This is a genomic window from Streptomyces sp. NPDC079167, from assembly GCF_040686735.1.
Lineage (GTDB): Bacteria > Actinomycetota > Actinomycetes > Streptomycetales > Streptomycetaceae > Streptomyces.
The window spans coordinates 186,415-210,784 of record NZ_JBFBLO010000006.1 but is presented as its reverse complement, the minus strand read 5'-3'; the positions used below and the strand labels follow the sequence as shown (position 1 = coordinate 210,784).

The following is a 24,370-nucleotide window of genomic DNA, read 5'->3' as shown; positions in this document are numbered from 1 at the left end:
TCGGGCGTGACAGCGGAGTCGGGCATGACAGTGGCCAACAGTGCTTTCGTCCCTGTCATTCCCATGTCTCAGTGGGTGAGCAGCTCCAGTTCCGTGGTCAGGTTCTGCCGCGCCCTGGGTTCCCACTCCGCCGACCCGTGGGGCGTGCGAAACAGGCAGGGCAGCTCCAGCAACTGACGCAGGACGGCGGCGCGCCCCTCGCGGAACGCGTCGTCCGGGACGAAGCCGTACTCCTCCCGGACCTGCGCCGCGTACGCCGCGTACTCCTTGGGGGGCGCCGCCAGGATCGCGAGGTCCGCGTCGCACAGCACCTCGCCGTTGGTGTCGCCGTCCGCCGGGTCGTGCGTCACGGTGAGCCGGACGAGGCGGGCCACCTCGGCCGTCCCCGCGTCGGGGAGACCGGCCTCGGGCAGGGCCCGTTCGGCGAGTGCGGCGCTGCGCTCCTCGTTCTCGGAGCGGTCGGGGCGGTACACCGCGTCGTGGAACCAGACGGCGAGGCGGACCAGGTCCGGGTCGGCGGCGTGGCCGGCCAGGGTGTCGACGCGGTCCAGGACCTGGGTGAGGTGAGCCGTGGTGTGGTAGCGCCGCTGGGGTTCGGCCCAGCGGGCGAGGAGGGCGTCGGCGTACGGATCGGGGTCGGGCGCGAGGCCCGTGCCACCGCGTGCGGCGAGCAGGGCCTCGCGCCACCGGCCACGGAGCGCGGAGGTGCCGGACGTGTCGGGGGCGCTGTCGCTCATACGCCGAGGGTAGGGCCTGAGCCCCTGCGCCCCGCCGGTCAGTGGCCGGGCGCCGTGTCCAGGGCCAGAGCGGCGTACGTCGCCAGCCAGTGGTCCGAGGAGAAGTCCCCGGAGGACACCGTCGGCAGGCCGAGCGCGAGATGGGCCTCGGCCGAGGCCAGGAGCGCGGTGCGGGCCGGGCCGTCCGGGAGCGCGCCCGCGATCGAACGGAGGGCGGCCGCCCGGCTCAGGGTGAGGCCGAGGAGGTGGCCGATCTGGGGGTCGGCGTGATCGGAGACCACCGGCGGGTCGAGCAGCGTGGAGCCCGGCGTGGCGGACACCAGATCCGGCAGGAACGTGGCGATCCAGGTACGGAACTCCGCAGTCGGCAGCACCCGCCGCATCGCGTCCGCCTCGGCCAGGGCGGGGGAGAGGAAGTCCTGGCCGGAGGGCTCCCAGTGGGCGGGGGCGTCGTGGTCGTCGGTGAACCAGGTCCGCAGCCGGTCCGCCGCCGCGTCGAGGACCGGTTCCGGCAGCCCGGCGGCCCCGCCCGCGTCGAGGATCAGGCCCAGTCCGAACGCGCTGTTGTTGTGGACGCCGTGCCGTACCGGATAGGTCGCCTTGGGCAGCCAGCCGCCGAGCAGGTCGCCGACCGCTGCCACGCCGGGGGCCAGTGCCTCGGCCCAGCGGTCGCCGTCGGGAGTGCCGAGCGCCCGGCACTCCCCGGCGAGCGCGATCAGCCAGGCCCAGCCGTAGGGGCGCTCGAAGTGGGGCCGGCCGCGCAGGTAGTCCGCCTCCACGGTGATGTTCGCGGGGGTCAGATGGGTGTCGAGCACCTCGCGGATGCGCGTGGTCAGGGTGGCGGGGAGGTCGCCGGTGGTGGAGAAGCGACGCACGATGCGGACGAGCAGCCAGTGCATGTGCACCGTGGAGTGCCAGTCGTAGCCCCCGTAGAACGCGGGGTGCAGCGTGCGGGGGGCGACGAGTTCCTCGGGCCCGGCGTAGAGGTGGGCGGGAGCGTTGGGGTATTCGCGTACGACGTTGGCGAGGGCCAGTTCCGCGAAGGGGACGGCGTACGCAGCGGGGAGCGCGGGGGACATCGGGGTCACTCCAGAGGGCCAGAGGGTGGGTCGTTCGGGTCGGAGGGCTCAGAGGGCTCAGAGGGCTCAGAAGGCGAAGAGGGCCATGATCGCGACGTTGCAGACCAGCAGGGCCGCTGCCGTGGGGAGCTGGGCCTTGATCGGGCCGTACTGGTCCTTGAGTTCGAGGAGTGCCGCCGGGACGAGGTTGAAGTTGGCGGCCATCGGCGTGACGAGCGTGCCGCAGAAGCCGCACAGCATGCCGATCGCGAGGACGGCGGGCGCGTTACCGTTCATCTGCTCGATGAGGACGGGCCAGCCGATCGCGGCGGTCATCACCGGGAACGCGGCGAAGGCGTTGCCCATGACGATGGTGAACAGCGCCATGCCGCAGCAGTAGACGGCCACGGCCACCACCCGCTGGCCGTCCGGCAGTACCGCCTCGGTGATTTTTCCGACCTGCTCCCCGACACCGGCGGTCTGGAAGATCGAGCCGAGGACGGAGAGCAGTTGCGGGAGGAGCAGGGCCCAGCCCATCGATTCGAGCATGTTGCGCCCCGCGTGCAGCGGCACGGAGACCTTCCGCTCGCGCAGGAGCACCATGCCCACGGCCAGCGCGGCGATCGCGCCGACGCCGAGGCCGAGAATCGTCTCGGATCCGGGCTCCAGGACCGGTTCGCCGCCGATCTTCCAGTTCTTCACGAGCGTCGCGCAGATCATGGCGACGACGGGGATGGTGAGAGCCGGGAGGAACAGCTTGCTGCCGAAGCGGGCGGCCGAGGCCGCGCGCTTCTCGCGGGCCGGGGTGTGTGACTCGCCCTTGCCGGTGAGGCCGAAGCCGCCCAGGACGATCAGGACCAGGACGACGACGCCCAGGGGTTCGGCGGGGAGGGACTTGTCGACGACTCCGGTGGAGTAGAAGAACGCGGCACCGAGCAGACCCCAGAAGCCGGCGGAGCCGAAGCGCTTCGGGTTGGTGCGGTCCATGGCCATCTGCGCGGCCATGACGAGGAACACCGCGCCGACCAGCCAGAAGAAGTACTCGGACTTGATCACTTGGCGTCCTCCGTCCGGAGCCCGGCGTGTGCCGTCAGGTCGTTCTCGGCGGCGGCTACGGCGAGTTCGCGCTCCAGCTGCCGGTCCAGGTTGAGCAGCCGGGCCCCGTGGATCAGGAAGGCGCAGATCGCGGAGGGGATCGCCCACATCGCCAGGTGCAGGGGCTCCAGGTGCTGGTCGTACGTGGAGTTCACGAAGCCGGTGATCAGCAGGATCGAACCGATGGCGAGGAAGCAGTCCTCACCGAAGAACACTCCGATGGTGTCGGCGCCGGACGCGTGCGAGCGGACCTTCTCCCGCAGCTTCTGCGGCAGCGGACCACCCGCCTTCGTCTCGGCGGCGGCCTCGGCCATCGGGGCGATCAGCGGCCGCACACTCTGTGCGGGTCCGCCGATGCTGGTGAGGCCGACGGCGGCGGTGAGCTGCCTGATCAGCAGATAGAGCGTCAGGAAGCGGCCGGTGGTCAGCTTGCCCAGCCGGCCGATGAGCGTACGGGCCTGCTCCTGGAGTCCGTACCGCTCCAGGAGCCCGATGACCGGCAGCGTGATGACGAAGACCGTCACGGAACGCGCGGAGGCGAAGCTCTCCCCGAAGGAGGCCAGCACCTCCTGCGGGGACATCTTGCCGAGCAGCCCCGTGACGATGCCTGCGACACCCACGACAAGGAGGGGATTGCGGCGGGTGGCGAATCCGAGGATCACCACGAGCACGCCGAGGAGAACGATCACGCGTCGGCCTTCTTCCGCGCAGAGACGTGGCGGTGCACGGTTCTGCTCAGACGGGGGTTATTAGGCGAGACCTTAGGGCGTTGTTCAACAATCCCACAAGAGTGTGGGCTACATGGATCGGAATCGGGCGGTACGGGCGGGAAGGCGGCTTTCGGGCGTGGCGCACGGGGTCGGACCGGAGAACAATCCCGGGGTTACCGCTCGGTGAGCCGTTGTGCGTACGCCTCCGCCAGCTGGCGCCGGGAATCCTCCAGGTAGAAGGCGAGCATCCGCTCGGCCCCGGCCGCGTCCCCCTTGGCCAGTCTGTCCGTGATCTCACGGTTGCGGGTGAGATAGGGCTCGTGGAAGCGGCGGGGGTCGGCCATCACATGGAAGGCGAGCCGCAGTTCCGCCAGGACGTTGCGCATCAGTTCGTCGGTGCGGGGGCTGTTCGCCAGGCCGGCCAGCGCCTGGTGGAAGCGGATGTTGGCGGTGGAGCAGGCGGGCCAGTCGTCGCGCAGGGCGGCCTGCTCGCCCGTCGACACCGCCGCCTCGACCGCTGCCAGGTCGAAGGGGGGCTCGCCCAGGGCCCGCAGGGCCGCGCACTCGACGAGGAGCCGCACCCGGTAGATGTCGACCAGGTCGTCCACGGCCAGGATGCGGACGAAGACGCCCCGGTTGAGCCGGTGCTCCAGGAGGCGTTCGTGCGACAGCAGGCGGAAGGCCTCGCGCAGCGTGTTGCGGGACACGGCCAGGGCTCCGCTGATGCTCTCCTCGGACAGGCGGCTGCCCGGCGGGAAGTAGCCTTCGGTGATCCGGTCCCGCAGGATGGCGGCGACCCGCTCGGCCGTGCCCGACCGCTCCAGGGAGGCGCTGTGCGTCGCCAGTTCCGAGAGGTCCGGGGTGCCGCCGGTCCGTCCGCCGCTCGTCGTCCCCGCCATGCCCCGCCCCTTGCCTGGTGTCCCGTCAGCTGTGTTCAGTGCCCAGTGAACCGTACGGGCGTCCCCGGCGGTGGACGGCCCCTTGTCAGATTGTTGAACAATCGCTAGCGTGCGCCCGTGACGGATCTGACGAGTGTGACGCGCCCCGCGCGGTCGATGGACCTCAACGCCGACCTGGGGGAGGGGTTCGGACGCTGGACCCTCACCGAGGACGAGGCGCTGCTGACCTGTGTCACCAGCGCCAACGTCGCCTGCGGCTTCCACGCGGGCGACGCCTCCGTGATGCGGCGGGTCTGCGACACGGCCGCCGAGCGGGGTGTGCGCATCGGGGCGCAGGTCTCCTACCGCGACCTGGCCGGCTTCGGGCGGCGCGCCATGGACGTGCCGGCGGACGAGCTGACCGCCGAGATCGCCTACCAGATCGGCGCCCTGCGGGTCTTCGCGGAGGCGGCCGGTTCCACGGTGTCGTACGTGAAACCGCACGGCGCCCTCTACAACCGCGTCGTCCGGGACGAGGAGCAGGCCGCCGCCGTCGTCGCGGGCGTACTGCTCGCGGGCGGCCGGCCGGCCGTCCTCGGGCTGCCCGGTTCGCGGCTGCTCGCCCACGCGGAGGCGGCGGGACTGACCCCCGTCGAGGAGGCCTTCGCCGATCGCGCGTACACCCCGCAGGGCACGCTCGTGCCACGGAGCCAGGCCGGTGCGGTGGTCCACGACGCGGACGAGGTCGTACGCCGCAGTGTCGGCATGGCCGTCGACGGCGCCGTGACCGGGGTGGACGGCAGCCGGATAGCTGTCGAGGCCCGGTCGCTGTGCGTCCACGGGGACACCCCCGGGGCCGCCGCGCTCGCCCTGCGGGTGCGGACGGCACTGGAAGAAGCCGGTGTCCGCGTACGGGCCTTCGCGTGAGCGGCATCCGGGTCCTGGCGGCCGGGCCCCGCGCCCTGCTCGTGGAGCTCGCGTCCGGCGAGGAGACGGAGGCATTCCACGCGGAGCTGCTCCGCCGCCGGGCCGCCGGAGAGCTCCCCGGCGTACGCGAGATCGTCCCCGGCGCCCGGACCGTGCTGCTGGACGGGGTGGAGGACCGGACGCTCGCCGGACGGCTGCGGTCGTGGACCGTGGAGCCGCTGAGCCGGGACGCGGGGGAGGCCGTAGAGATACCCGTCGTCTACGACGGCCCGGACCTCGCCGACGTGGCCGGGGCGTGGGGCGTCGCGGTGGAGGAGGTGGGGCGCATCCACGCGCGTACCGAATTCCGGGTGGCCTTCTGCGGGTTCGCGCCCGGCTTCGGCTACCTGACGGGACTGCCGGGGCACCTGAGCGTGGAGCGCCGGGCCACACCCCGGACCCGGGTGCCGGCCGGGGCGCTGGCCCTCGCGGGGCCCTACACCGGGGTCTATCCGCGCGAGTCGCCCGGAGGCTGGCAGCTCATCGGCCGGATGCCGGAACCGGACGCGCTCTGGAACCCGGCGCGCGAACCCGCCGCGCTGCTCGGTCCCGGGGTCCGTGTGCGCTTCGTGCCGGCGGGGGTGTCCGGATGAGCGCGGGGCTCGAAGTGGTCCGGGCGGGCGCCCTGACCACGGTGCAGGACGAGGGCCGGGCGGGCTGGGCCCATCTCGGCGTGCCCAGGGCCGGGGCGCTGGACGCTCCCGCCCTGCGGCTGGCCAACCGGCTCGTCGGCAACGCGCCGGACGCGGCCGTGCTGGAGACCACGCTCACGGGGTGCGCGGTCCGGGTGACCGGCACCCGGCCGGTGTACGCAGTCGTCGGCGGGGCGGGGTGCCGGGTCACGGTCGACGGCCGTCCCGTCGCCTGGGGCGCGCCCGTCCGGGTGCCCGCCGGCGCGGTGCTGGAGGCCGGCCCCGCCGTGCACGGGGTGCGCGGTTACCTGGCGTTCGCGGGCGGCCTGGTGCCTGAGCCGGTGCTCGGCAGCCGGTCCGCCGACCTGCTCTCCGGGCTCGGCCCGCCGGTCCTGCGTGACGGCGACGTCCTGCCGCTGGGCCGGCCGGGCCCCGCCCCGTACGCCGGGACCGTGCCCTGGCCCGGCGCTCCGGCCGAGCTGGTGCTGCCCCTGCACCGGGGCCCGCGCGACAGCTGGTTCACCGAGGAGGCACTGCGCACGCTCACGAGCGCCGCGTACCGGGTCTCGGAGCGCAGCAACCGCATCGGGCTGCGCACGGAGGGGCCTGCCCTGCGGCGCGCCCGGGACGGTGAACTGCCCAGCGAGGGCATGGTGCTGGGGGCCGTCCAGGTCCCGCCGGACGGCCTGCCCCTGGTGTTCCTCAACGACCATCCGACGACGGGGGGTTACCCGGTCGTGGGCGTGGTCGCCGAAGCCGCGCTGGCGGGCGCGGCGCAGGCGGCCCCGGGGACGCCGGTGCGCTTCGTACGGGCATGACGGGAACCCGGACGCGGACATCGGCCAACAGGAGGTGACCGAACCCGCCTCAGCAAGGGATGCCCATGAGCCCAGGAACCGACCGGTGAGCGCCCCGCCGGGGTCCGAAGTGCTGGAGGCCCCCGCCGGCGCCGACGAGTGCACCGAGTCCGACGCCTCGGTCGTCCGGCGTTCCCTGGAGGACCCCGACGCCTTCGCCGTGCTGTTCGACCGGTACGCCGACGACATCCACCGGTACGCGGCCAGGAGGCTCGGCACCGAGGCGGCCGACGACCTGATGGCCGAGACCTTCGTGATCGCCTTCCAGCAGCGCCGCAGGTACGACCTGTCGAGGCCGCAGGCCCGGCCCTGGCTGTACGGCATCGTCACCAACCTGGTGGGAGGCCACCGGCGTGCCGAGGCCCGGCGCCTGAGGGCGCTGTCCCGCGCCGCGTCCACCGCTCCGGGCGCCGCGAGCGGTGACGGCGAGCCCCTGGCGGACCGGGTGGCCGCCCGGGTCAGCGCCGAGGGCGTCCGAGGTGAACTCGCCGGAGCCCTCGCGCGGTTGCCCGCCCGCTACCGGGACGTGCTGCTGGTGGTCGCCTGGGGTGACCTGGACTACGCGGAGGCGGCACAGGCGCTGGGCATACCGGTGGGCACCGTGCGCTCACGGCTGCACCGGGCGCGGAAGAAGGTGCGCGAGGCGCTGGGCGGTTCGGATCCCACCCGCTCGCACGACGACGACCACGAGGAGCCCGGCCATGGATGAACTCACCGCGCTGCGTGAGCTGGAGGCCGATGTACCCGCGCTCACCACGGACGCCCGTGCGGCGGGCCGCGCCCGGCTGGCGGGCGCGATGGCGAAGGAGAGCCGGTGGGCCGGTGTGCTGTCCCGCCGGCTGGTGCTGCGGGCCGGCTTCGTCGCCACGGCGGCCGCCGCGGTGACGGGGACGGTCGTCGTGGCCACGGACCGGGGCGGACCGCGGATGACCACCCTGTCCGCCGCCCAGGTGCTGGACCGGGCGGCGGACAGGTCCCGCGCGGACGGCGCCGGGATGCCGGTTCCGCGCGACGACCAGTACCTCTATTCCAAGGAGGTCTACACGCGGACCATCGTGAGGAGCGGGAAGCGGACGACGCACATGGACGAGTTCTGGATCTCCGTGGACGGGTCCCGGCGCTCCCGGTACGTCTACGACGGGCGGGTCCAGGACGAGCCCCCGCTGGATCACGAAGTGATGTGGCCGCCCACCGAGTATTCGAAGCTGGCGGAGCTGCCGACCGATCCGGACGAACTGCTCGCGCTTTTCGACGCGAGCAGCTCCGGAATGGCGACGTACATGGACTTCCTCATGCTGATGCGTGGCCCGCGGGTCATGCCTCCGGGGCTGCAGGCCGCCGCGTTCGAAGCGCTCGCGAAGCTGCCCGGGATCGTGCTGGACGACGACGAGGTGGACGCGCTCGGGCGGCACGGGATCGGAGTCTCGTATCCGGGCATGACGATCGGGCTCGTCTTCCAGCAGGACACGTACGCCTACCTCGGGCTCCGTCTGGAGGGCGTGCGGGGGACGCGCACGGTGGGGAAGGAGCTGGTGGGCGGCGAGAAGTACACGGAGGTCAGGGGGCGTGTGAAGGCCGGGGTGGTGGACGGGATCGGGCAGCGGCCCCGGTAGGAGAGGGGACGGGTCCGCCCTCGGGCTCGGGACGTCACGTTACCGAAGCGTAACTTACTGACGAGTTACCTCAGGTAACGCCACGGTGCTAGCTTGCGCTGACATTCATCGGAGCAGAGCGAGGAGTGAGCCGTGAGTCCGCGCAAGACCACCCGTTCGAGCTCGACCGTGAAGACCCCCCACCTCCTTGGGTTCCGGCGGACGGGGCGCCTGCTGGCCGCCTCGGTGGCCGCCGCGGCCTGTCTGGGCGCGGCGGCCGTGCCCGCCTCCGCCGCCACGTCCGCCTCCGCCGGGTCGGAGCCGGTGGTCTCCCGGGGAGTGACCATCCCCGACTTCTACAACCCGCCGGCGCGGCTGCCCTCCGCCGACGGGTCCCTCGTGCGTACGGAGCCGCTGCCGCTCGGGATCAGCCTGCCCGGCCTGGACGGCCGCCGGATGCCCGGCACCGCGACGCGGCTGATGTACAAGTCCACCGACGCGGGCGGCGGGCCCGTCGCCGTCACCGGCGCGTACATCGAGCCGTCCGCCGCGTGGAAGGGCGACGGCCCCCGCCCCCTGGTGGCGCTGGCCTCGGGGACCATGGGCCAGGGCGACCAGTGCGCCCCCTCGCTCTCGCTCCAGCACCCGCTGACCATCGGCGAGGGCACGGTCTCCATCGGCTACGACAACATCGCGGTCTACCGCTTCCTCGCCGCCGGTGCCGCCGTCGTCGTCACCGACTACGCCGGCCTCGGCGCGACCGACCGGCTCCACACCTACGTCAACCGCGTCGACGAGGGGCACGCCCTCCTGGACGCGGCCCGCGCGGCGCTCTCCGTCTCCGGCGCCTCGGTCACCTCCGCCTCGCGGGTCGGCCTCTACGGCTACAGCCAGGGCGGCGGCGCGAGCGCGTCGGCCGCCGAGCTGCAGGCCACGTACGCGCCCGACGTCAATCTGGCCGGCACCTACGCCGGAGCCCCGCCCGCCGACCTCACCGAGGTCATGAAGGGCATAGACGGCAGCGCCCTGGCCGGTGCGCTGGGCTGGTCGATCAACGGCTTCGTCCAGTCCGACCCGTCGCTGAAGGCGGTCGTCGACGCGCACACGAACGACGCGGGCAAGGCCGCGCTCGAGAACACCTCGACCATGTGCGTGGGCGACGCGATCCTCGGCTACGCCTTCACCGACAGCAAGAAGTGGACCGCCAACGGCAAGCCGTTGGCCGACATCATCGCGGCCGAACCGAAGCTGCAGGCGATCCTCGCCCAGCAGCGCATCGGCAAGCTGAAGCCGGCGGCCCCGGTGCGGCTGGCGACCGGGGTGCACGACGACATCGTCGGTCACCGGCAGGCCAGGCAGCTCGCGGTCGACTGGTGCGCCAAGGGTGCGAACGTGACGTACGAGGCCGTCAAGCTGCCCAACCTCGGCGACAAGATCCTCACCAACCACCTGGCCCCCTACCTCACGGACCAGGGCAGCGCCATCTCCTGGATGACCGACCGTCTCTCCGGCAGGAAGGCCGCCTCCAACTGCTGGTCGATGCCGCTCCAGCCCTGACCTGCCCCCTCCCGTGACCCACGAGGCCGCGGCGCGTCCGTTCCACGGATGCCGCCGCGGCCTCGTGCATTTCCACGCAGGCGTCCCCGTGGGGAGCTGCGCGCCGGGTGGCCGACCCGTAGTCTGGTTTATTGGACTAGACCTGTAGTCCGTAGCCGCTCCGAAGGATGGGAACACCATGAGCAACCGTGCACTCCTGGAGGTGATCGCTCTCGACGCGGAGGACGCGGTCGCGGCGCAGGCGGGCGGTGCGGACCGCCTCGAACTGGTCACCGACATGGCCGCCGACGGCCTGACCCCCTCGCTCGCCGTCTTCGAGGAGATCCGGGCCGCCGTCGCGATCCCGCTGCGGGTCATGCTCAGGGTCGCTGACGGCTTCGCGGCCGGTGACATCGGCGTCCTCGTGGAGAAGGCCCGCACGATGCGCGCCGCCGGGGCCGACGAATTCGTCCTGGGCTTCCTCGACCAGGACGGCCACGTCGACCTGGTGGCCGTCGAGCGGCTCGTCGCCGCGCTGAACGGCTGCTCATGGACCTTCCACCGTGCCATCGACCGCGCGGCCGACCGTGATGTCCTGCGCAAGCACCTCGCCGACCTCCCCGGCCTGGACACCTACCTCACGGCGGGCTCACCGAGGGGCGTCGACGCGGGCATGGAGACGCTGCTCGCCGAAGCGGTCCACTCCGACCTGCCCGGCTACGAACCGCAGATCATGGTGGGCGGCGGCCTGCGCCTGGACCACCTGCCGCGCCTGCGCGCCGCGGGCATCAAGGCCTTCCACATCGGAGGGGCGGCACGGCCCGGCGGCTGGACCGGCCCGGTCGACGAGGCGGCGGTACGTGAGTGGCGCGACGCGCTGGACGGGTGATGCGGGGGCGCGCCCCGTGGCCCCGGCCCGGTGATCACCGAGCCGGGGCCACGAACCGTCCCGCGCCGTCAGTCCTGTCCGGCCTGTCGGCGGCGCCGGCTCTGGGCGACCGCCCCCGCGGCGAAGATCAGGGCGGCGCCGGTCAGTGAGACCGCCGTCGCGACGGGCAGGTAACCGGCCGAGGAATCCTGGGCGGAGGCCGCGAGCTCGGCCTCACCGGCTGCCGCCGCGTGCCCGGCGTGCTCCGCGTGGACCTGTGCGGGCTCGATCCCGGCCTTCTTCTCGGCTGCCGCCAGCTCGGCCGCCGACATCCCGCTGCCCTTCATGCCGGTGACCTCGCCGTTGCCGCCGTCGAAGTCGACGTCGGAGCAGGAGTAGAAGTTCTCCTGGCTGTCCGAGCGGATCCAGTGGATGAAGATCATGTGCTTGCCCGACTTGCCCTGCGGGAGCTGGAGGTTCCAGTAGTAGTTACCGCCGTCCGAGCCCGCCCCGCCCGCCTGCGGCGGGTTGTTCACGGTCTGGGTGAGCGTCAGGTCGTCCCAGGCCAGGGGCTGGCTCGGCGACCAGCCGTCCTTGGTGACGTAGACGTTGAACTTGCCCGGATGCGCGGCCCAGTTGCTGTACTTCACCTGGGTGGTGGTGCCCGCCGTGAGATGGGTCGTCGGCCAGTCGCTGCGGGCCGCGTTGTACGACGAGAAGTTGTACGGGCCGTTGTGACCGCCGCTGCAGAGCTCGCCGTCCGGGATGTAACCCTTGGTCTTCCCGCCGCCGTTGGAGTCCAGGACGCCGAACCAGTTGTACAGCGGAGTGGTGCCGGTCGCCGCGACCGCGGCGGCGCAGGCCGGGTTGGACGGCATCTGGTTGCCGCTCGCGATCATGTCCTTGTAGCACAGATAGCTGCGCGAGCCCGGGTCCATGGCGACACCGTGAGCGGACGCGGGGGAGGGCAGACCGGCCAGGGTGAGGCCCAACAGGCCTGCTCCCAGGGCGCTCAGTACGCGGGGGGCGCGCAGCGGGGACGTTCTCCGGAAGATGGTTCGCATGGCCATGAGGTTGATCTCCTCTGGGGGGATGAAGGAGAGTGCGAGGTCTGTGGGAGCGCTCCCAAAAACGTAGCGCGCACCGGATGGTCTGTAAACGCCTCGCCCAGCGACCGCTGCAACTTCCCTGCAACGTGCGGGAGTTACGGAAGTCCAGGTGGCCGGGAACTGATTGCCGCCCCAGATCGTCACTAGGAGTAAGCGAATGAACGGGGAGTGACACCATGTCGGTCACGCTGGGCGAAGAGATCATGCTGCTGTCTCTGGACGACGAGTCCGGAGCGGCGAAGGACCGGCAGGCCGCCGGATGGGCCGTCGCGGGTGGCATCCTGCTCGAACTCGTCCTGGCGGGACGGCTCTCGGTGGACCGCGGCCGGTTGTCGGTGACCGACCGCACGCCCACCGGTGTCGCCCTGCTCGACGAGCGGCTCGGTCTGATCGACGCCTGGGCGGCGAAGAAGAGCAAGCCGCCCAAGGTGACGGACTGGCTGACGAGGGACCACGGCAAGGCGGTCGGGGCCACGACACAGAGCCTGCGGGCACGCGGGCTCGTGAGCGAGGAGCAGCGCAAGGTGCTCGGCCTCTTCCCGGTGCGCCGCTACCCCGAGGCGGACGGGGCGACCGAGGCGGAGCTGCGCGAGCGCCTGGCCTCGGTGGTGCTGCGCGGCACGGATCCGGACGACCGCACGGCCGGCCTCGTCGCCCTGATCCACGCCGCCAAGCTGCACCGGCTCGCGTTCCCCGAGGTGCCGGCGCGGGAGGTGAGACCGCGCATGGAGAAGATCGCGGACGGCCAGTGGGCGGGCGACGGCGTCCGCACGGCGATACGCGAGATGCAGGCGGCGATGGTGGCGGTCACCGTCGCCACCACGGTGGTGGTGACCGCTTGACCTGAACCGGCCTGCCCCCGCGTGTGCCGGCCTGCCCCCGAGTCGGCCGGTCCGGTCCGGCGTGTGCCGGCCTCTGCCTTCGTGTGCCGGTCCTGTCCTAGCCGAGTTGCTCCGGCAGCTCCGCCGCGTGCAGCACGACCAGGCCCGACACCGCACGGGTCAGGGCCACGTACAGGCGGCGCAGGCCCGTGCGCTCGTCGGGTTCGCCGTCGACCACGGCCGCCGGTTCGTCCAGCACCACGTAGTCGTACTCCAGCCCCTTGGCCAGCGAGGCCGGCACCAGGGTCAGCCGGGACTCGGCGGTCGTCTCCTCGCCGGGGGAGAGATACGTGTGGCCCGCCGCGTCGAGCGCCGCAGACAGGGCCGGGACGCGGGCATCGGCTGCAATCAGACCGATCGAGCCCTCGTGCCGCAGCGACTCCTCGCACGCCGCGATCACCGCGGAGTCCAGTTCGCCGGCCGTCGCCACCGCACGCACCGCGAGGGAGCCGGGCGTCTCACGCACCGACTCCACCGGGGCCAGGCCGGGCGAGATCGCGGGGAGCAGCCGGGAGGCGTACGCGATGACCTCGCGCGGCACACGGAAGCCGGCCGTGAGCTCCTCGACCACCGCGTCCGCCTTGCCCAGATGGAAGAGCGCCTGCTCCCAGCTCCCCGTCGACCACGGCGTCGTCCCCTGCGCCAGGTCACCGAGCACCGTCGCCGAACCGGTCGAGCAGCGGCGGCCCACCGCGCGGTACTGCATCGGGGACAGGTCCTGCGCCTCGTCGATCACGACATGGCCCAGCGAATGCGTCCGGGCCACGAGGTCGGCCGCCTCGTCGATCAGGACGGCGTCCGCCGCCGTCCACTTCGCCGACTTCACGCTGCGGGCGGGCTTCGCCATCAGGATCCGCTTCTGCTCGTCGTCGGTGAGGATCCCCTCCGCGTGCGCGGCCAGGAACTCCGCGTCCGTCAGGAGCCGCAGCACCAGCTTCGCCGGTTCCACCGCCGGCCACACCGCCTTGACGGCCGCCTTCACCGCCGGGTTGCGCGCCACCGCGTTCTGCACCCGGTCGTCGGGGGCCTCGCCGGCCTCCTCCATCCGTACGAGGACGGCGTGGGCGATGCGCTGCGGCAGGGCCTCGTGGGCGGCCCCGTACCGCATGTCGCGGGCCAGCAACTCACCGATCATCTCCTCGACCTCGTACGCCGGGACCCGCCAGCGGCGGGAGCCGCGCACCACCACGACCGGCTCCACCGGGGGCGTCACATGCGAACGGATCGCCCGCCGCAGCACCTCCGCCATCCGGGCGTCGCCCTTGATCACCGCGGCGGCGGCCTCGTCCGTGCCGCGCACCTCGACGCGCGCCGCCACCAGGTCCTCGACGGTGGCCTGCTGCACCTCCAGCTCGCCCAGCGCGGGCAGGACCTGCTCGATGTAGTGGAGGAACGAACGGTTCGGGCCGACGACGAGGGTGCCGGTACGGGCGAGGCGCTCGCGGTGCGCGTACAGCAGGTAGGCGACACGGTGCAGGCCGACGGCCGTCTTCCCGGTCCCGGGACCTCCCTGGACGCAGACCGTGCCGCCGAGATCACTCCGGACGATCTCGTCCTGTTCCGGCTGGATCGTCGCCACGATGTCGCGCATGGGACCCACGCGGGGCCGCTCGATCTCCGCCTGGAGGAGCTTGCTGGTCTGCTCGGTCTCCGCCGGGTCGGTGAGGTACTCGTCCTCGTACGCGGTCAGCTCCCCGCCGGTGTAACCGAAGCGGCGGCGGTGGTCGACATCCAGCGGGTTGTTCCTGGACGCCTGGTAGAACGGTTGCGAGACCGGGGCGCGCCAGTCGATGACCATGGGGTCGCCATGTGCGTCGTGGACGTGACGCCGGCCGATGTAGAACCGCTCTCCCTCGGCTCCTTCCGCCTTCTCGCCCCCGACCACGTGCAGGTAGTCGAGACGCCCGAAGAACAGCGGGGTGTGGGAGAGATCGGCGAGCGCCTTGATGCGGTCGTCGATCTGGGACTGGAGCACCGCGGCGTTGACCCAGTTCGCGGTGACGTCGCGGATGTCGAGTGCCTGCACGTCCTCGCGCATGGCGCGCAGCGCGGCACGGGACGCGGCGAGGTGCGCCCGCTCCCTGACCAGTGGATTGCTTGACTCTTCGTGCGCGGGCACGGTGTTGCCTCCGGCTTTTCGACGCAGGACGGCGGACAGGGCTCACCGCCCGGTCCGCTCGGGGACGTTCACACAGATGCGCACGCGGGGTGGGCGCGTGCGGCTGTTGTCGGCCGGTTTCCGTCCGGTCGGCGGCGCTCCCCCGGCTGCCGGCCGCTCGAAGGGCTGGCCGGTACCACGGTGCGGGAGGCGGGCAGACCGGCGATTGTATCGACCGCCGCCCCCGGGGGCGAACGAATAAAACGTGGGCCCCGTCCGTCCCGTAGGGGACGGGTCCCTCTTTCGGCCGACCCGGATCCGCGCGTTCTTCGGCCGGTCGGCCGATGCAGGGGAGCGGTCCGGCGGAGCACCATGGAACGCATGAGCACCGTTTACCTGAACCCACGCAGGACCGGCCCCGCGCACGGCGCCACGGCGGCCACCGGTCACCCTCGCGGCCACCGCATAGGAAACGCGGTGCGTGCCGTCTCGGTCTTCACACGCACCGCGTTCGGTGTGGCCGTCCTCGGGGAGTACGCGGAGGAGGCGGGCGTCGTCCGCCGCCACCGCTGAACCGAGGACGGGCCCTCAGCTCTCCGTGAGCAACTCGTCCGCGTCGACGATCCTGTACGCGTAACCCTGCTCGGCCAGGAACCGCTGGCGGTGCGCCGCGAAGTCCTGGTCGATCGTGTCGCGCGCGACCACCGAGTAGAACCGGGCCTCGTGCCCGTCCGCCTTCGGCCGCAGCACCCGGCCGAGCCGCTGTGCCTCCTCCTGGCGGGAGCCGAACGTCCCCGACACCTGGATGGCGACCGTCGCCTCCGGCAGGTCGATCGAGAAGTTCGCGACCTTCGACACGACCAGGACACTGATCTCGCCCTGACGGAACGCCTCGAACAGCTTCTCGCGCTGGGCGTTGCTCGTCTCGCCCTTGATCACCGGGGCGTCCAGATGCTCACCCAGCTCGTCGAGCTGGTCGATGTACTGCCCGATGACCAGGGTCTGCTCGCCCTTGTGCTTGCGTACGAGCGCCTCGGTGACCTTCCGCTTCGTCGCGGTCGTGGCGCAGAACCGGTACTTCTCCTCGGCCTCGGCCGTCGCGTACGCGAGCCGTTCCGAGTCCGTCAGATTGACCCGGACCTCCACGCAGTCAGCGGGCGCGATGTAGCCCTGCGCCTCGATCTCCTTCCACGGGGCGTCGAACCGCTTGGGCCCGATGAGCGAGAAGACGTCCGACTCGCGCCCGTCCTCACGCACCAGCGTCGCGGTGAGCCCGAGACGGCGGCGGGCCTGGAGGTCGGCGGTGAACTTGAAGACGGGCGCGGGCAGCAGGTGCACCTCGTCGTAGATCACGAGCCCCCAGTCACGGGAGTCGAACAGCTCCAGGTGCGGGTAGATCCCCTTACGGCGGGTCGTCAGCACCTGGTACGTGGCGATGGTGACCGGCCGGATCTCCTTGCGCGTACCGCTGTACTCGCCGATCTCCTCCTCGGTCAGCGAGGTCCGCTTCACCAGCTCGTGCTTCCACTGCCGCGCGGAGACGGTATTGGTGACCAGGATCAGCGTGGTCGCCTTGGCCTCCGCCATGGCGCCGGCCCCGACGAGCGTCTTACCGGCGCCGCACGGCAGCACCACGACGCCCGAACCGCCGTGCCAGAAGCCCTCGACGGCCTGCTTCTGGTACGGACGCAGCGCCCAGCCGTCCTGGTCGAGATCGATCGGGTGCGCCTCGCCGTCGACGTATCCGGCGAGGTCCTCGGCCGGCCAGCCCAGCTTCAGCAGCGTCTGCTTGATCTGGCCGCGCTCCGAGGGGTGCACGGCCACGGTGTCCGGGTCGAGACGCGCCCCGACCAGCGGCTGGACCTTCTTCGAGCGGAGGATCTCCTCCAGCACGGGCCGGTCGTTGGACGTCAGCACCAGCCCGTGGACCGGGTGCTTGGACAGGGTGAGGCGGCCGTACCGCGCCATCGTCTCGGCGATGTCGACGAGGAGCGCGTGCGGCACGGGGTAGCGCGAGTACTCCACGAGCGCGTCGACGACCTGCTCGGCGTCGTGCCCCGCGGCGCGGGCGTTCCACAGGCCGAGCGGGGTCACCCGGTAGGTGTGGATGTGCTCGGGGGCACGCTCCAGCTCGGCGAAGGGTGCGATGACACGACGGCAGGCCTCGGCCTGGTCGTGGTCGACTTCGAGGAGCAGCGTCTTGTCGCTCTGGACGATGAGGGGTCCGGTCACGCGCGTCGGCCCTTTCCGGCGTGGGGTGGCCGCCGGGTGCGAACGGCCAAACGTCCAGTGTGCCTCATCGGCCGCCGACGGGCGGGGCTCCTGTGCCCCGGCGCCTCTGGAAGCGGGCACCGCGCCTACGTACCCTGAGATCGCCTGTGACGCACGTCATGGCACGGACGACGTCCGTTCCCGAGGGGACGGACCAGGGGATGGAGCGGTATGGCGGGGGTCGAACAGCGCATCGAGGTCGTGCGGGCGTCCGAGGAGCACCTCGGGGCGATCTGCGCGTTAGCGGAGTCGCGCACGCTGGTCCCGGGCGATCCGCGTGCCGGCCGGGACGGGTTCCTCGTCTCGGCGTTCACGGAGGACGTCTACCGCCAGCGCCTGACGAGCGCCGAGCACTTCTGGGTCGCGGTCAAGGGTTCCGACGTCCTGGGCTTCCTGATGGCGTACAGCGACGGTCAGGTGGAGTCCGACGAGTGGCTGAACAACCGGATCAAGACGGCTCTGGGCCAGTTCCTGGTGATCAAGCAGATCTGTGTGGCGCACCAGACGGCCAGACAAGGGGTGGCTTCCCTCCTCTACCACCACGTTCTCCAGCAGTGGCAGAGCTCGCCGGTGATCGCCGCGGTCGTCTGCGATCCGCCCAACGACGCCTCGACGGGCTTCCACCGCAAGCTGGGCTTCGAGGAGCTGACCCGGCTCACCCCGCCCGACGGCATGCCGCGCATGGTCTGGGTGTGGCGCAAGCCCCGGGAGTCGATGCTCCAGGCCCAGTACGGCATAGCGGTGGACCTCTACAAACACGAGGACACCACCAACTGGCACAAGTTGAACAACTTCTTCTACATCACCGCCGCCCTGGCGGCGGGGCTCGCCGTGACCCTCGGCAAGGAGAAGGAGGCCGATGAGTACGCCAGGAGTCTCGGCGTGATCATCGCCGTCATCGGGCTGCTGACCTCGCTCGCCTTCTCCCAGATGCTCCGCTTCGGCCGCCGCTACCTGCTGAGCCGCAAGCGCGCCGCCATGGAGCTGGAGGAGTACATGGCCTGGCACGGCGGCCAGCGCATAGTCGGCAGGGAAGTGGGCGACGCGGGCATGGGATGGCTGCGCAGTTCCCCGACGGGCATGATCATGATCGCCCTGCCGTCGCTGGTCGGTGTGTGCTGGGCGGTGCTGCTGGCCATGTTCATCTGGCGCTGACCCGGGCAGACGCCGCGGGCCCGTAGCGTGGGGGGATGGACGGAGAGGGAGCCACCGGACGGACGCCGGGGGCCGACGACCGGGGGTTCCCGGCCCACCACGCGCCGCGCTGCGGCGCGCTGGGCGAGCTGGATGCCCTGGTCACGGAGTGCCGCGCCTGCCCCCGGCTGGTCGCCTGGCGGGAGGAGACGGCCGCGGCCAAGCGCGCGGCCTTCCAGGACTGGGACTACTGGGCGCGGCCCGTTCCCGGCTTCGGGCCGCCCAACGCCACGGTGGCGGTGGTCGGGCTCGCCCCCGCCGCCCACGGCGGGAACAGGACCGGCCGGATGTTCACCGGCGACGCGGCCGGTGACTTCCTCTTCGCCGCGCTGCACACCCTGGGCATGGCCTCGCAGCCGTCCTCCGTACACGCCGACGACGGGCTCGCCCTGCGCGGCGTACGGCTCACCTCCCCCGTGCACTGCGCACCTCCCGCGAACAAGCCCACGCCCGAGGAGCGCGACAACTGCCGCCCCTGGCTGGCCGCCGAGCTGGACCTGCTGAGCCCCGGACTGCGCGTGGTGGTCGTCCTCGGCGGGTTCGGCTGGCAGGCGGTGCTCCCGGTGCTCGCCGAGGCGGGCTGGCGGCTGCCCCGTCCCCGCCCCGCCTTCGCCCACGGCGCGCACGCCGTCCTCCCCGCCACGGAGCGCCGACAGGAACTGCACCTGCTGGGCAGTTACCACCCGAGCCAGCGCAACACGTACACAGGCCGCCTGACGATGCCCATGCTGGTCGACGTCCTCCGGACGGCCCGGTCGTTGGGAGGTTACGGACGGTTGTAACGGGCAAATGGGGCCGATGGGTGTCCGTAACCTCCCAACGGCTCGGTCAGGCGTCGTCGTCGGGGAGGTCGGCTACGCCCGTGATGCGGTGCAGGGGGTACGTCCTGACCTCGTCGGCCGTGTGGTCGTACGCCGTCACGAAGCCGCCCTCCACCTTGACCGGCGCGATCACCCGCTGGCTGGCCGCGCCGTCGGCGTTGACGTAGCCGATCCAGACGGCCGAGCCGGTCATCGCGGCCGCCTGCACGGTGGCCAGGGTCTCGGCGGGCGACGTGCGGGGGAGCGAGCCCGTCGTGGCCGTGTCCGGGCCGTCCCTGTGCACGGCCCTGGCGGCCGTGTCGCCCGCCCGGATGGCCCGGACCGCGGCGTTCAGCAGGGTGGCGTCCGGGACCGGCGGACCCTCGGGGACCGGGGTCGGGGGCGTACGCGGCGGAGTGCGGCGGGCGCCGGCGCGGGTGATCAGGACGTCGCCCTCGGCGGACTCGGCGGCCGGTGCGTACCCCATCTCGCGCAGCCCTTCGAGGAGCGACCCCGGGTCCGCCTGCGAGGCCAGGACGGTCGGCGCGAGGCGGCGCAGCCGCAGGGTGGCCGAGCGCTTGTCGGCCAGGATCTCGTTGAGCACGGCTTCGTCGTCGCAGCGTACGTACGCGGAGGCGGCGCCGATCCGCAGATGGCCGTGGCGGCGGGCCACGTCGTCGATGAGGTAGCTCAGCGGCTGCGGCACCGGCGTACGGCTGTGGGTGGCCAGGAAGGCGTGCAGGTCCGTCGCGGCCCGCCCGGCGTCCAGGGCGCGGCGTACGGAGCCGGGGGTGAAGCGGTAGACCGTCGCGCCGCCCTTGGACTCGACGTCGGCGAGCACCGAGAGCATGTCGGCGAGCGGGCGTTCCAGCGGGCCGGGGGCGACCGCGGTCAGGTCGGCCTGGAGCAGTACGTGGTCCAAGGGCTCGGGGATCAGCGGGGCGAGGCGGGCGGCGGCGGCGTCGGGGCCCTCGTCGAGCAGTGCGCGGGCCTGGGAGGAGAGGGCCCCGCGGCCGGTGATCCCCAGCAGCTCCGCGTCGTTGACCGTCCACAGGGCGATCCGGGAGCGGAGGTCGGAGGCGTCGCCCGGCGCCGGCGGTCCGCCCGGGGCCTGGGAGCGCAGCGGCCGTTCCCAGCGGAGCCGGGCGAGCAGCGTCTGCGGGTCGGGTGCGGTTCCCGGCGGGAGCGAGGCGAAGAGGGCCAGCACCCGGCGGCGTACCTCGGGGGCGGCCGAGCGGTCCAGGTCGGGGCCGAGTGCGGACAGGGCCCTGCCCTTGGCGTCCTGGCCGCCGATCAGGCCCGCGGTGCGGGTGGCGGCGAGCCAGGCGGTGGCGAGGTGGGTCCAGCGGTCCTGGGCGGGGAGGTCCAGCCACTCGTCGGAGGCGGGGGTCGGGGCGTACCGCTCGTCCGTCTCGCCGTCGGAGGCCAGCAGGCCCGCCGCGTAGGCGAGTTCGATCCAGAAGGCGGCGACGGCCTCCGAGACGTCGAGCGCGCTCGCGGCGCGCTTCAGCTCGCGCACGCTCAGGCCGCCCGCGCGGAGGATGGCCGGGCCGCCGTCGTTCCAGAGCTTCAGCAGCTCCTCGACGGTGGACAGCGCCATGAAGCCCTGGCCCGCCGCCGCTCTGTCCACAGCCTGGGGGTCCCGCTCGGCCGCCGCCACGATCGCCGGGGGCACGGGCTCGGGCACGCGGTGGGCGCGGCCCGCCCGCAGATGCAGCGCCGCCTCGCGCGGCAGGACGACGGTGCGCGTGGACACGGGCAGCAACAGCCCGCGGTCGCGCAGCCATTGCACGGGCGGCGCGGGATTCGGGGTGACCTCCCCGTACGGCGGCCCCCAGACCAGCCGGTCCAGCACGGACAGCGCCTCGACGGGGGCGGTGTCCAGCAGTTCGGCCATCCTGGTGCGGTCGGTGAAGAGCCCGGCCAGCGCGGAGACGGCGGAGACCGGGTCGTGGGTGGCGGGCAGCCCGGCGGCGGCCAGGATCTCCTGGAGCCTGCCGGGCGACATCCCCGCCGTGGCCTCGGCGACGGTCGGGCCGAGGCCCGTGGGGGAGGGGTGCTGCGGCGACGGGGCCAGCAGTTCGCGCGCGGTGCGCACGAGGTGCAGCCGGGTGTCCTCGCCCCAGACCAGGGCCTGTTCGCGCAGCGTCGTGAGGGCGGCGGGCAGCGCCGCGGTGATCGCGGCGCCCGCGTCGTCACGCCCGTCGCCGTCGTCCTGGCCGTCCCCGGTGAGGAGCGCGAGCAGCGTGTCGTAGGGTGCCGGGTCCGGCGCCACGGCCAGCGCCTCCGCGGTCTGCAGGGCGAAGCGGTCGAGGTGCTCCAGCGCACGGACGACGGAGGCGCGGGTGCCGGCCCGGGTCGCCAGCTGGGTGATGTCGTTCGGCACGGGACTGAGCAGGTCGGGGCGGGCGCGCAGCAGCCCTGCCAGCGATTCGTCGCCCCGGGCGCGCAGAGCTTCGGCGAGCGTGCGCGGTGGTGTGGTCGTCCCCATCCGTCCCACGGTAGCCCCTGGAACGCTACCGTCGGGGCAGGGCGGTGGAGGGAGAAGGATCGCGTGGGGATCGAGAGCGACCAGCTTGTCTACGACTACCTCAGCCGGGTCGGTGACCTGGCGCAGCAGCAACAGCTGTCCTCGGGCGCCCGGATGAGGCTCGTCGCGACGCTCCGGGGAGAGATCGACCGGCAGCGCTCCACGGACGGCTCGGACTCTCCCGCGGCGGTCCGGCGCATCCTCGGACGGCTCGGCGTCCCGGGTGAACTCGTGGCCGCCGCAGCCGAGTCGGGCGACGGGGCGGTGTCCCTGCCCTCACCCAGGCCGGTCACGGCCACGGGGACGGCCACGGACGCGGCGGAAGCGCGCGGGCTGCCGCGCGCGCGGCGGAGCGTGCTCGGGAAAGCCGCGTCGCGCAAGGGCGCGTCGTCCGTCCGCAAGGAGCCCCGGAGCGCCGCCGGCAGCCCGGAGCGGGTGCGGGGGGAACCGGACATCAAGGGGCCCGTGTCCGGCGAGCCGGACATCGAGGGGCCGGTGGCCGGCGAGCCGGACCCGGGCTGGCCGTCGGCGTCCGCGCCGCACATGGCGGGACTGGACCAGGCACCGGCCGGGGCGGAGCCCGAGTGGTGGCGGATCGAGCCGGGGCCCTTCGGCGAAGGCGGCCCCGGCGGGCAGGGCGCGCCCGGGGCGATGGGTCCCGGCACCGCCGTGCCGGGGTTCGTGGGCGGGCTGGAGAGCCCCGAGCTCTTCGGACTGCCGAGTGCTCCGAAGGCCCCGGGGCCGCGCGTGCCGGTCGACGCGGAGGCGCCCGGGGCGGAGGCGCCCGGGCCTGCGGAGGCCGGGGAGGAGGCCGAGCCGCCGGCGCCCCGGCGGCGGAAGCTGCGGCTGCGCCGCGTCCGGCGGGCCGCCGTGGACGGTGAGGCCGCCGTGCGGCCCCGCCTCTCCAACCCGTTGCTGCTGCTGGCGGCCGCCCTGCTGGTGGCCGGCGCCGTGTCCGGGTCGTGGCTGGCGCTCGCGGGCGGCTGGCTGCTGGCGTACAGCTCGCGCAAGTTCTCGCGCGCCGAGGCGAAGTGGGTCGCGCTGGGCCTGCCGGGCGTGGTCGTGGCCGGGGCCTTCGTCTGGCTGTGGGGCCGCACGGACGGCCGTTGGGGCGAACCCCTCGCGGCGGACGCGATGGGGGACGCGATGACGGACGTCTGGCCCGTGGTGGTGCGGGTGGCGGCGGTGTCGTCGGCGTTGTATCTGGTGTGGCGGTCGCGCAGGCTGGTGGGGTGAGCGGCCCGCGCGGAGAGTGTACGTCCGTACACTCCGGGGTGTACGCTCGCGGGCATGCCGACGGACCACTTTGCCGACGATCCGCGTACCAACCTCGAGCGCATGCTCGCGGGGGACCTCTACATCGCCGACGATCCCGAGATCGCCGAGCGGCAGCAGCGGGCCATGCGCCTCGCGGCCCGCTTCCAGGCCGCCTACACCGAGGACGCCGACGCGGCCAGGACGATCCTGGCCGAGCTGCTGGACTCCGTGGGCGAGGGCGTCGACCTGCGCCCGCCGCTGTACGTCGACTACGGCAGCAACATCACGATCGGCGCCCGCACCTTCGTCAACTACCACCTCACGGCGCTGGACGTCGCGCGCATCACCATCGGCGAGGACTGCCAGATCGGCCCCAACGTCCAGCTCCTGACCCCCACCCACCCCGTGGAGCCCGAACCCCGCAGGGACAAGCTGGAAGCGGCGCTCCCCATCACCATCGGCGACAACGTCTGGCTCGGCGGCGGGGTCATCGTCTGCCCCGGGGTGACGATCGGCTCCAACTCCGTGATCGGGGCCGGTGCCGTGGTCACGAAGGACATCCCCGCCGACGTCGTCGCCGTGGGCAACCCCGCCCGCGTCGTCCGCGGCGTCTGACCCGCCCGCCCATGGCCACCGGACGCACGGATCCGCAGCGGCGGGAGCGCATCCTCGCCGCCACCCTCGACCACATCGCCGAGGAGGGCGTCGTCGGCGTCTCCCACCGCAAGATCGCGGGCCGCGCCGACGTCCCGCTGGGCTCGATGACGTATCACTTCGACGGCATCGACGACCTGCTGCGCGAGGCATTCACGCGCTTCGCCGACCACATCGTGGCCGTCTTCGAGCTGTACCTGGGCCGGGTCGACACCCCCGAGGAGGCCCGTGAGGCCGTCACCGACCTCATCCACGTGCTCTCCGAGGGCCCCCGGCGCGACCTCGTCCTCACCCAGGAGCTCTACACACTGGCCGCCCGGCGCGACGAGTACCGCGAGCTCACCCACGCGTGGATGAACCGCAGCCGCCGCCTGCTGGAGCAGCACTTCGACCCGGACACGGCCCGCCAGCTGGACGCGCTGATCGAGGGGCTGGCCCTGCACCGGTCCCTCGACACCGAGCCGCAGGACCGCGAGCTGACGCGGCTGGCGGTGCTCCGCATGACGTCCGGCGTCTGACGCCCACCCGAACCGCCTGTGGGGCGCGGACCTGACACCGCGCCCCACAGGCTTCTCCACCGATGAGACCATCTCCCTCACGCTCTACGAGGGGAGTTGGGCTCCATGGCACGCCGGTCCGGGGCAAGG

Annotated in this window: 23 protein-coding genes; 14 read left to right on the top strand and 9 right to left on the bottom strand. The window is 72.8% G+C overall.

Going from position 1 to position 24,370, the window contains the following annotated elements; translation table 11 throughout:
• Positions 1 to 68: 68 nt before the first annotated feature.
• The 5 genes from AB0P41_RS15230 to AB0P41_RS15210 all read right to left on the bottom strand — a co-directional run bounded on the left by AB0P41_RS15230 (position 69) and on the right by AB0P41_RS15210 (position 4,499).
• Positions 69 to 737, bottom strand: a complete 669-nt coding sequence (locus tag AB0P41_RS15230) for a hypothetical protein (RefSeq protein ID WP_365932324.1) — start codon at positions 735 to 737, stop codon at positions 69 to 71.
• Positions 738 to 775: 38 nt separating this feature from the next.
• Positions 776 to 1,816, bottom strand: a complete 1,041-nt coding sequence (locus AB0P41_RS15225; protein WP_356707911.1) for a DUF2891 domain-containing protein — start codon at positions 1,814 to 1,816, stop codon at positions 776 to 778.
• A gap of 66 nt (positions 1,817 to 1,882) precedes the next feature.
• The gene (locus AB0P41_RS15220; protein WP_356707910.1) at positions 1,883 to 2,851 is read right to left on the bottom strand and encodes a DUF979 domain-containing protein; all 969 of its coding nucleotides are present in this window, start codon (positions 2,849 to 2,851) and stop codon (positions 1,883 to 1,885) included.
• Positions 2,848 to 3,579 (bottom strand): DUF969 domain-containing protein, encoded by a 732-nt coding sequence (locus tag AB0P41_RS15215; protein WP_124274071.1) that lies wholly within the window; start codon positions 3,577 to 3,579, stop codon positions 2,848 to 2,850. Before AB0P41_RS15215 ends, AB0P41_RS15220 begins: the two co-directional genes overlap by 4 nt.
• A 194-nt stretch (positions 3,580 to 3,773) precedes the next feature.
• A complete protein-coding gene (locus AB0P41_RS15210) occupies positions 3,774 to 4,499 on the bottom strand; it encodes a GntR family transcriptional regulator (RefSeq protein WP_356707909.1) in 726 nt (241 codons plus the stop codon).
• 156 nt (positions 4,500 to 4,655) lie between these two features.
• On the opposite strand from AB0P41_RS15210, the gene AB0P41_RS15205 reads away from it, so the two are divergent.
• The 7 genes from AB0P41_RS15205 to AB0P41_RS15175 all read left to right on the top strand — a co-directional run bounded on the left by AB0P41_RS15205 (position 4,656) and on the right by AB0P41_RS15175 (position 10,950).
• Entirely contained in the window at positions 4,656 to 5,405 is a 750-nt protein-coding gene (locus tag AB0P41_RS15205; RefSeq protein WP_356708112.1) for a 5-oxoprolinase subunit PxpA, read from the top strand.
• Positions 5,402 to 6,037: an allophanate hydrolase subunit 1 gene (locus AB0P41_RS15200; protein WP_365932321.1), complete on the top strand. Its 636-nt coding sequence runs from the start codon at positions 5,402 to 5,404 to the stop codon at positions 6,035 to 6,037. Before AB0P41_RS15205 ends, AB0P41_RS15200 begins: the two co-directional genes overlap by 4 nt.
• Positions 6,034 to 6,894: a biotin-dependent carboxyltransferase family protein gene (locus tag AB0P41_RS15195; protein WP_356707907.1), complete on the top strand. Its 861-nt coding sequence runs from the start codon at positions 6,034 to 6,036 to the stop codon at positions 6,892 to 6,894. Before AB0P41_RS15200 ends, AB0P41_RS15195 begins: the two co-directional genes overlap by 4 nt.
• A 112-nt stretch (positions 6,895 to 7,006) precedes the next feature.
• Positions 7,007 to 7,642 (top strand): RNA polymerase sigma factor, encoded by a 636-nt coding sequence (locus AB0P41_RS15190; RefSeq protein WP_365932542.1) that lies wholly within the window; start codon positions 7,007 to 7,009, stop codon positions 7,640 to 7,642.
• Complete coding sequence (locus AB0P41_RS15185) at positions 7,635 to 8,546, top strand: CU044_5270 family protein (RefSeq protein ID WP_365932319.1); 912 nt, start codon at positions 7,635 to 7,637, stop codon at positions 8,544 to 8,546. The genes AB0P41_RS15190 and AB0P41_RS15185 overlap by 8 nt, the downstream gene beginning before the upstream one ends.
• A gap of 168 nt (positions 8,547 to 8,714) precedes the next feature.
• Positions 8,715 to 10,082, top strand: a complete 1,368-nt coding sequence (locus AB0P41_RS15180; protein WP_365932541.1) for a lipase family protein — start codon at positions 8,715 to 8,717, stop codon at positions 10,080 to 10,082.
• A gap of 178 nt (positions 10,083 to 10,260) precedes the next feature.
• Positions 10,261 to 10,950 (top strand): copper homeostasis protein CutC, encoded by a 690-nt coding sequence (locus AB0P41_RS15175; RefSeq protein ID WP_365932317.1) that lies wholly within the window; start codon positions 10,261 to 10,263, stop codon positions 10,948 to 10,950.
• 68 nt (positions 10,951 to 11,018) lie between these two features.
• Here AB0P41_RS15175 and AB0P41_RS15170 read toward each other — a convergent pair whose 3' ends face one another.
• A complete protein-coding gene (locus AB0P41_RS15170) occupies positions 11,019 to 11,867 on the bottom strand; it encodes a lytic polysaccharide monooxygenase (RefSeq protein WP_365932539.1) in 849 nt (282 codons plus the stop codon).
• Positions 11,868 to 12,214: 347 nt separating this feature from the next.
• Between AB0P41_RS15170 and AB0P41_RS15165 the strand changes: the two genes are divergently transcribed.
• A complete protein-coding gene (locus tag AB0P41_RS15165) occupies positions 12,215 to 12,880 on the top strand; it encodes a GPP34 family phosphoprotein (RefSeq protein WP_356707903.1) in 666 nt (221 codons plus the stop codon).
• Positions 12,881 to 12,977: 97 nt separating this feature from the next.
• On the opposite strand, the gene AB0P41_RS15160 is transcribed toward AB0P41_RS15165, so the two are convergent.
• A complete protein-coding gene (locus AB0P41_RS15160) occupies positions 12,978 to 15,038 on the bottom strand; it encodes a UvrD-helicase domain-containing protein (RefSeq protein ID WP_365932316.1) in 2,061 nt (686 codons plus the stop codon).
• A gap of 360 nt (positions 15,039 to 15,398) precedes the next feature.
• On the opposite strand from AB0P41_RS15160, the gene AB0P41_RS15155 reads away from it, so the two are divergent.
• On the top strand, positions 15,399 to 15,590 hold the full coding sequence (locus tag AB0P41_RS15155) for a hypothetical protein (RefSeq protein ID WP_356707896.1): 192 nt from the start codon (positions 15,399 to 15,401) through the stop codon (positions 15,588 to 15,590).
• Positions 15,591 to 15,605: 15 nt separating this feature from the next.
• Here the strand turns inward: AB0P41_RS15155 and AB0P41_RS15150 are convergent, their stop codons facing one another.
• The gene (locus tag AB0P41_RS15150; RefSeq protein ID WP_356707895.1) at positions 15,606 to 17,249 is read right to left on the bottom strand and encodes a DNA repair helicase XPB; all 1,644 of its coding nucleotides are present in this window, start codon (positions 17,247 to 17,249) and stop codon (positions 15,606 to 15,608) included.
• 210 nt (positions 17,250 to 17,459) lie between these two features.
• Between AB0P41_RS15150 and AB0P41_RS15145 the strand changes: the two genes are divergently transcribed.
• Together AB0P41_RS15145 and AB0P41_RS15140 are read left to right on the top strand one after the other, a co-directional pair.
• A complete protein-coding gene (locus tag AB0P41_RS15145) occupies positions 17,460 to 18,443 on the top strand; it encodes a GNAT family N-acetyltransferase (protein ID WP_365932313.1) in 984 nt (327 codons plus the stop codon).
• A 35-nt stretch (positions 18,444 to 18,478) separates the two neighbouring features.
• Positions 18,479 to 19,264, top strand: a complete 786-nt coding sequence (locus AB0P41_RS15140; RefSeq protein WP_365932311.1) for a uracil-DNA glycosylase — start codon at positions 18,479 to 18,481, stop codon at positions 19,262 to 19,264.
• Positions 19,265 to 19,310: 46 nt separating this feature from the next.
• Here the strand turns inward: AB0P41_RS15140 and AB0P41_RS15135 are convergent, their stop codons facing one another.
• On the bottom strand, positions 19,311 to 21,773 hold the full coding sequence (locus AB0P41_RS15135; protein WP_365932309.1) for a helicase C-terminal domain-containing protein: 2,463 nt from the start codon (positions 21,771 to 21,773) through the stop codon (positions 19,311 to 19,313).
• Between the two features lie 63 nt (positions 21,774 to 21,836).
• On the opposite strand from AB0P41_RS15135, the gene AB0P41_RS15130 reads away from it, so the two are divergent.
• Genes AB0P41_RS15130 through AB0P41_RS15120 form a run of 3 tightly spaced genes read left to right on the top strand, consistent with a single transcriptional unit; the run spans position 21,837 to position 24,241 of the window.
• A complete protein-coding gene (locus tag AB0P41_RS15130) occupies positions 21,837 to 23,048 on the top strand; it encodes a hypothetical protein (RefSeq protein ID WP_365932308.1) in 1,212 nt (403 codons plus the stop codon).
• Between the two features lie 54 nt (positions 23,049 to 23,102).
• Positions 23,103 to 23,684, top strand: a complete 582-nt coding sequence (locus tag AB0P41_RS15125) for a sugar O-acetyltransferase (RefSeq protein WP_356707890.1) — start codon at positions 23,103 to 23,105, stop codon at positions 23,682 to 23,684.
• A gap of 11 nt (positions 23,685 to 23,695) precedes the next feature.
• Positions 23,696 to 24,241 (top strand): TetR family transcriptional regulator, encoded by a 546-nt coding sequence (locus AB0P41_RS15120; protein WP_356707889.1) that lies wholly within the window; start codon positions 23,696 to 23,698, stop codon positions 24,239 to 24,241.
• Positions 24,242 to 24,370: the final 129 nt, after the last annotated feature.

Bases quoted from the DNA above. Each gene is read 5' to 3' on its own strand.
- AB0P41_RS15230 (WP_365932324.1), bottom strand. From the start codon at position 737: ATGAGCGACAGCGCCCCCGACACGTCCGGCACCTCCGCGCTCCGTGGC.
- AB0P41_RS15225 (WP_356707911.1), bottom strand. From the start codon at position 1,816: ATGTCCCCCGCGCTCCCCGCTGCGTACGCCGTCCCCTTCGCGGAACTG.
- AB0P41_RS15210 (WP_356707909.1), bottom strand. From the start codon at position 4,499: ATGGCGGGGACGACGAGCGGCGGACGGACCGGCGGCACCCCGGACCTC.
- AB0P41_RS15205 (WP_356708112.1), top strand. From the start codon at position 4,656: ATGGACCTCAACGCCGACCTGGGGGAGGGGTTCGGACGCTGGACCCTC.
- AB0P41_RS15195 (WP_356707907.1), top strand. From the start codon at position 6,034: ATGAGCGCGGGGCTCGAAGTGGTCCGGGCGGGCGCCCTGACCACGGTG.
- AB0P41_RS15185 (WP_365932319.1), top strand. From the start codon at position 7,635: ATGGATGAACTCACCGCGCTGCGTGAGCTGGAGGCCGATGTACCCGCG.
- AB0P41_RS15175 (WP_365932317.1), top strand. From the start codon at position 10,261: ATGAGCAACCGTGCACTCCTGGAGGTGATCGCTCTCGACGCGGAGGAC.
- AB0P41_RS15170 (WP_365932539.1), bottom strand. From the start codon at position 11,867: ATGGACCCGGGCTCGCGCAGCTATCTGTGCTACAAGGACATGATCGCG.
- AB0P41_RS15165 (WP_356707903.1), top strand. From the start codon at position 12,215: ATGTCGGTCACGCTGGGCGAAGAGATCATGCTGCTGTCTCTGGACGAC.
- AB0P41_RS15155 (WP_356707896.1), top strand. From the start codon at position 15,399: ATGAGCACCGTTTACCTGAACCCACGCAGGACCGGCCCCGCGCACGGC.
- AB0P41_RS15145 (WP_365932313.1), top strand. From the start codon at position 17,460: ATGGCGGGGGTCGAACAGCGCATCGAGGTCGTGCGGGCGTCCGAGGAG.
- AB0P41_RS15140 (WP_365932311.1), top strand. From the start codon at position 18,479: ATGGACGGAGAGGGAGCCACCGGACGGACGCCGGGGGCCGACGACCGG.
- AB0P41_RS15135 (WP_365932309.1), bottom strand. From the start codon at position 21,773: ATGGGGACGACCACACCACCGCGCACGCTCGCCGAAGCTCTGCGCGCC.
- AB0P41_RS15125 (WP_356707890.1), top strand. From the start codon at position 23,103: ATGCCGACGGACCACTTTGCCGACGATCCGCGTACCAACCTCGAGCGC.
- AB0P41_RS15120 (WP_356707889.1), top strand. From the start codon at position 23,696: ATGGCCACCGGACGCACGGATCCGCAGCGGCGGGAGCGCATCCTCGCC.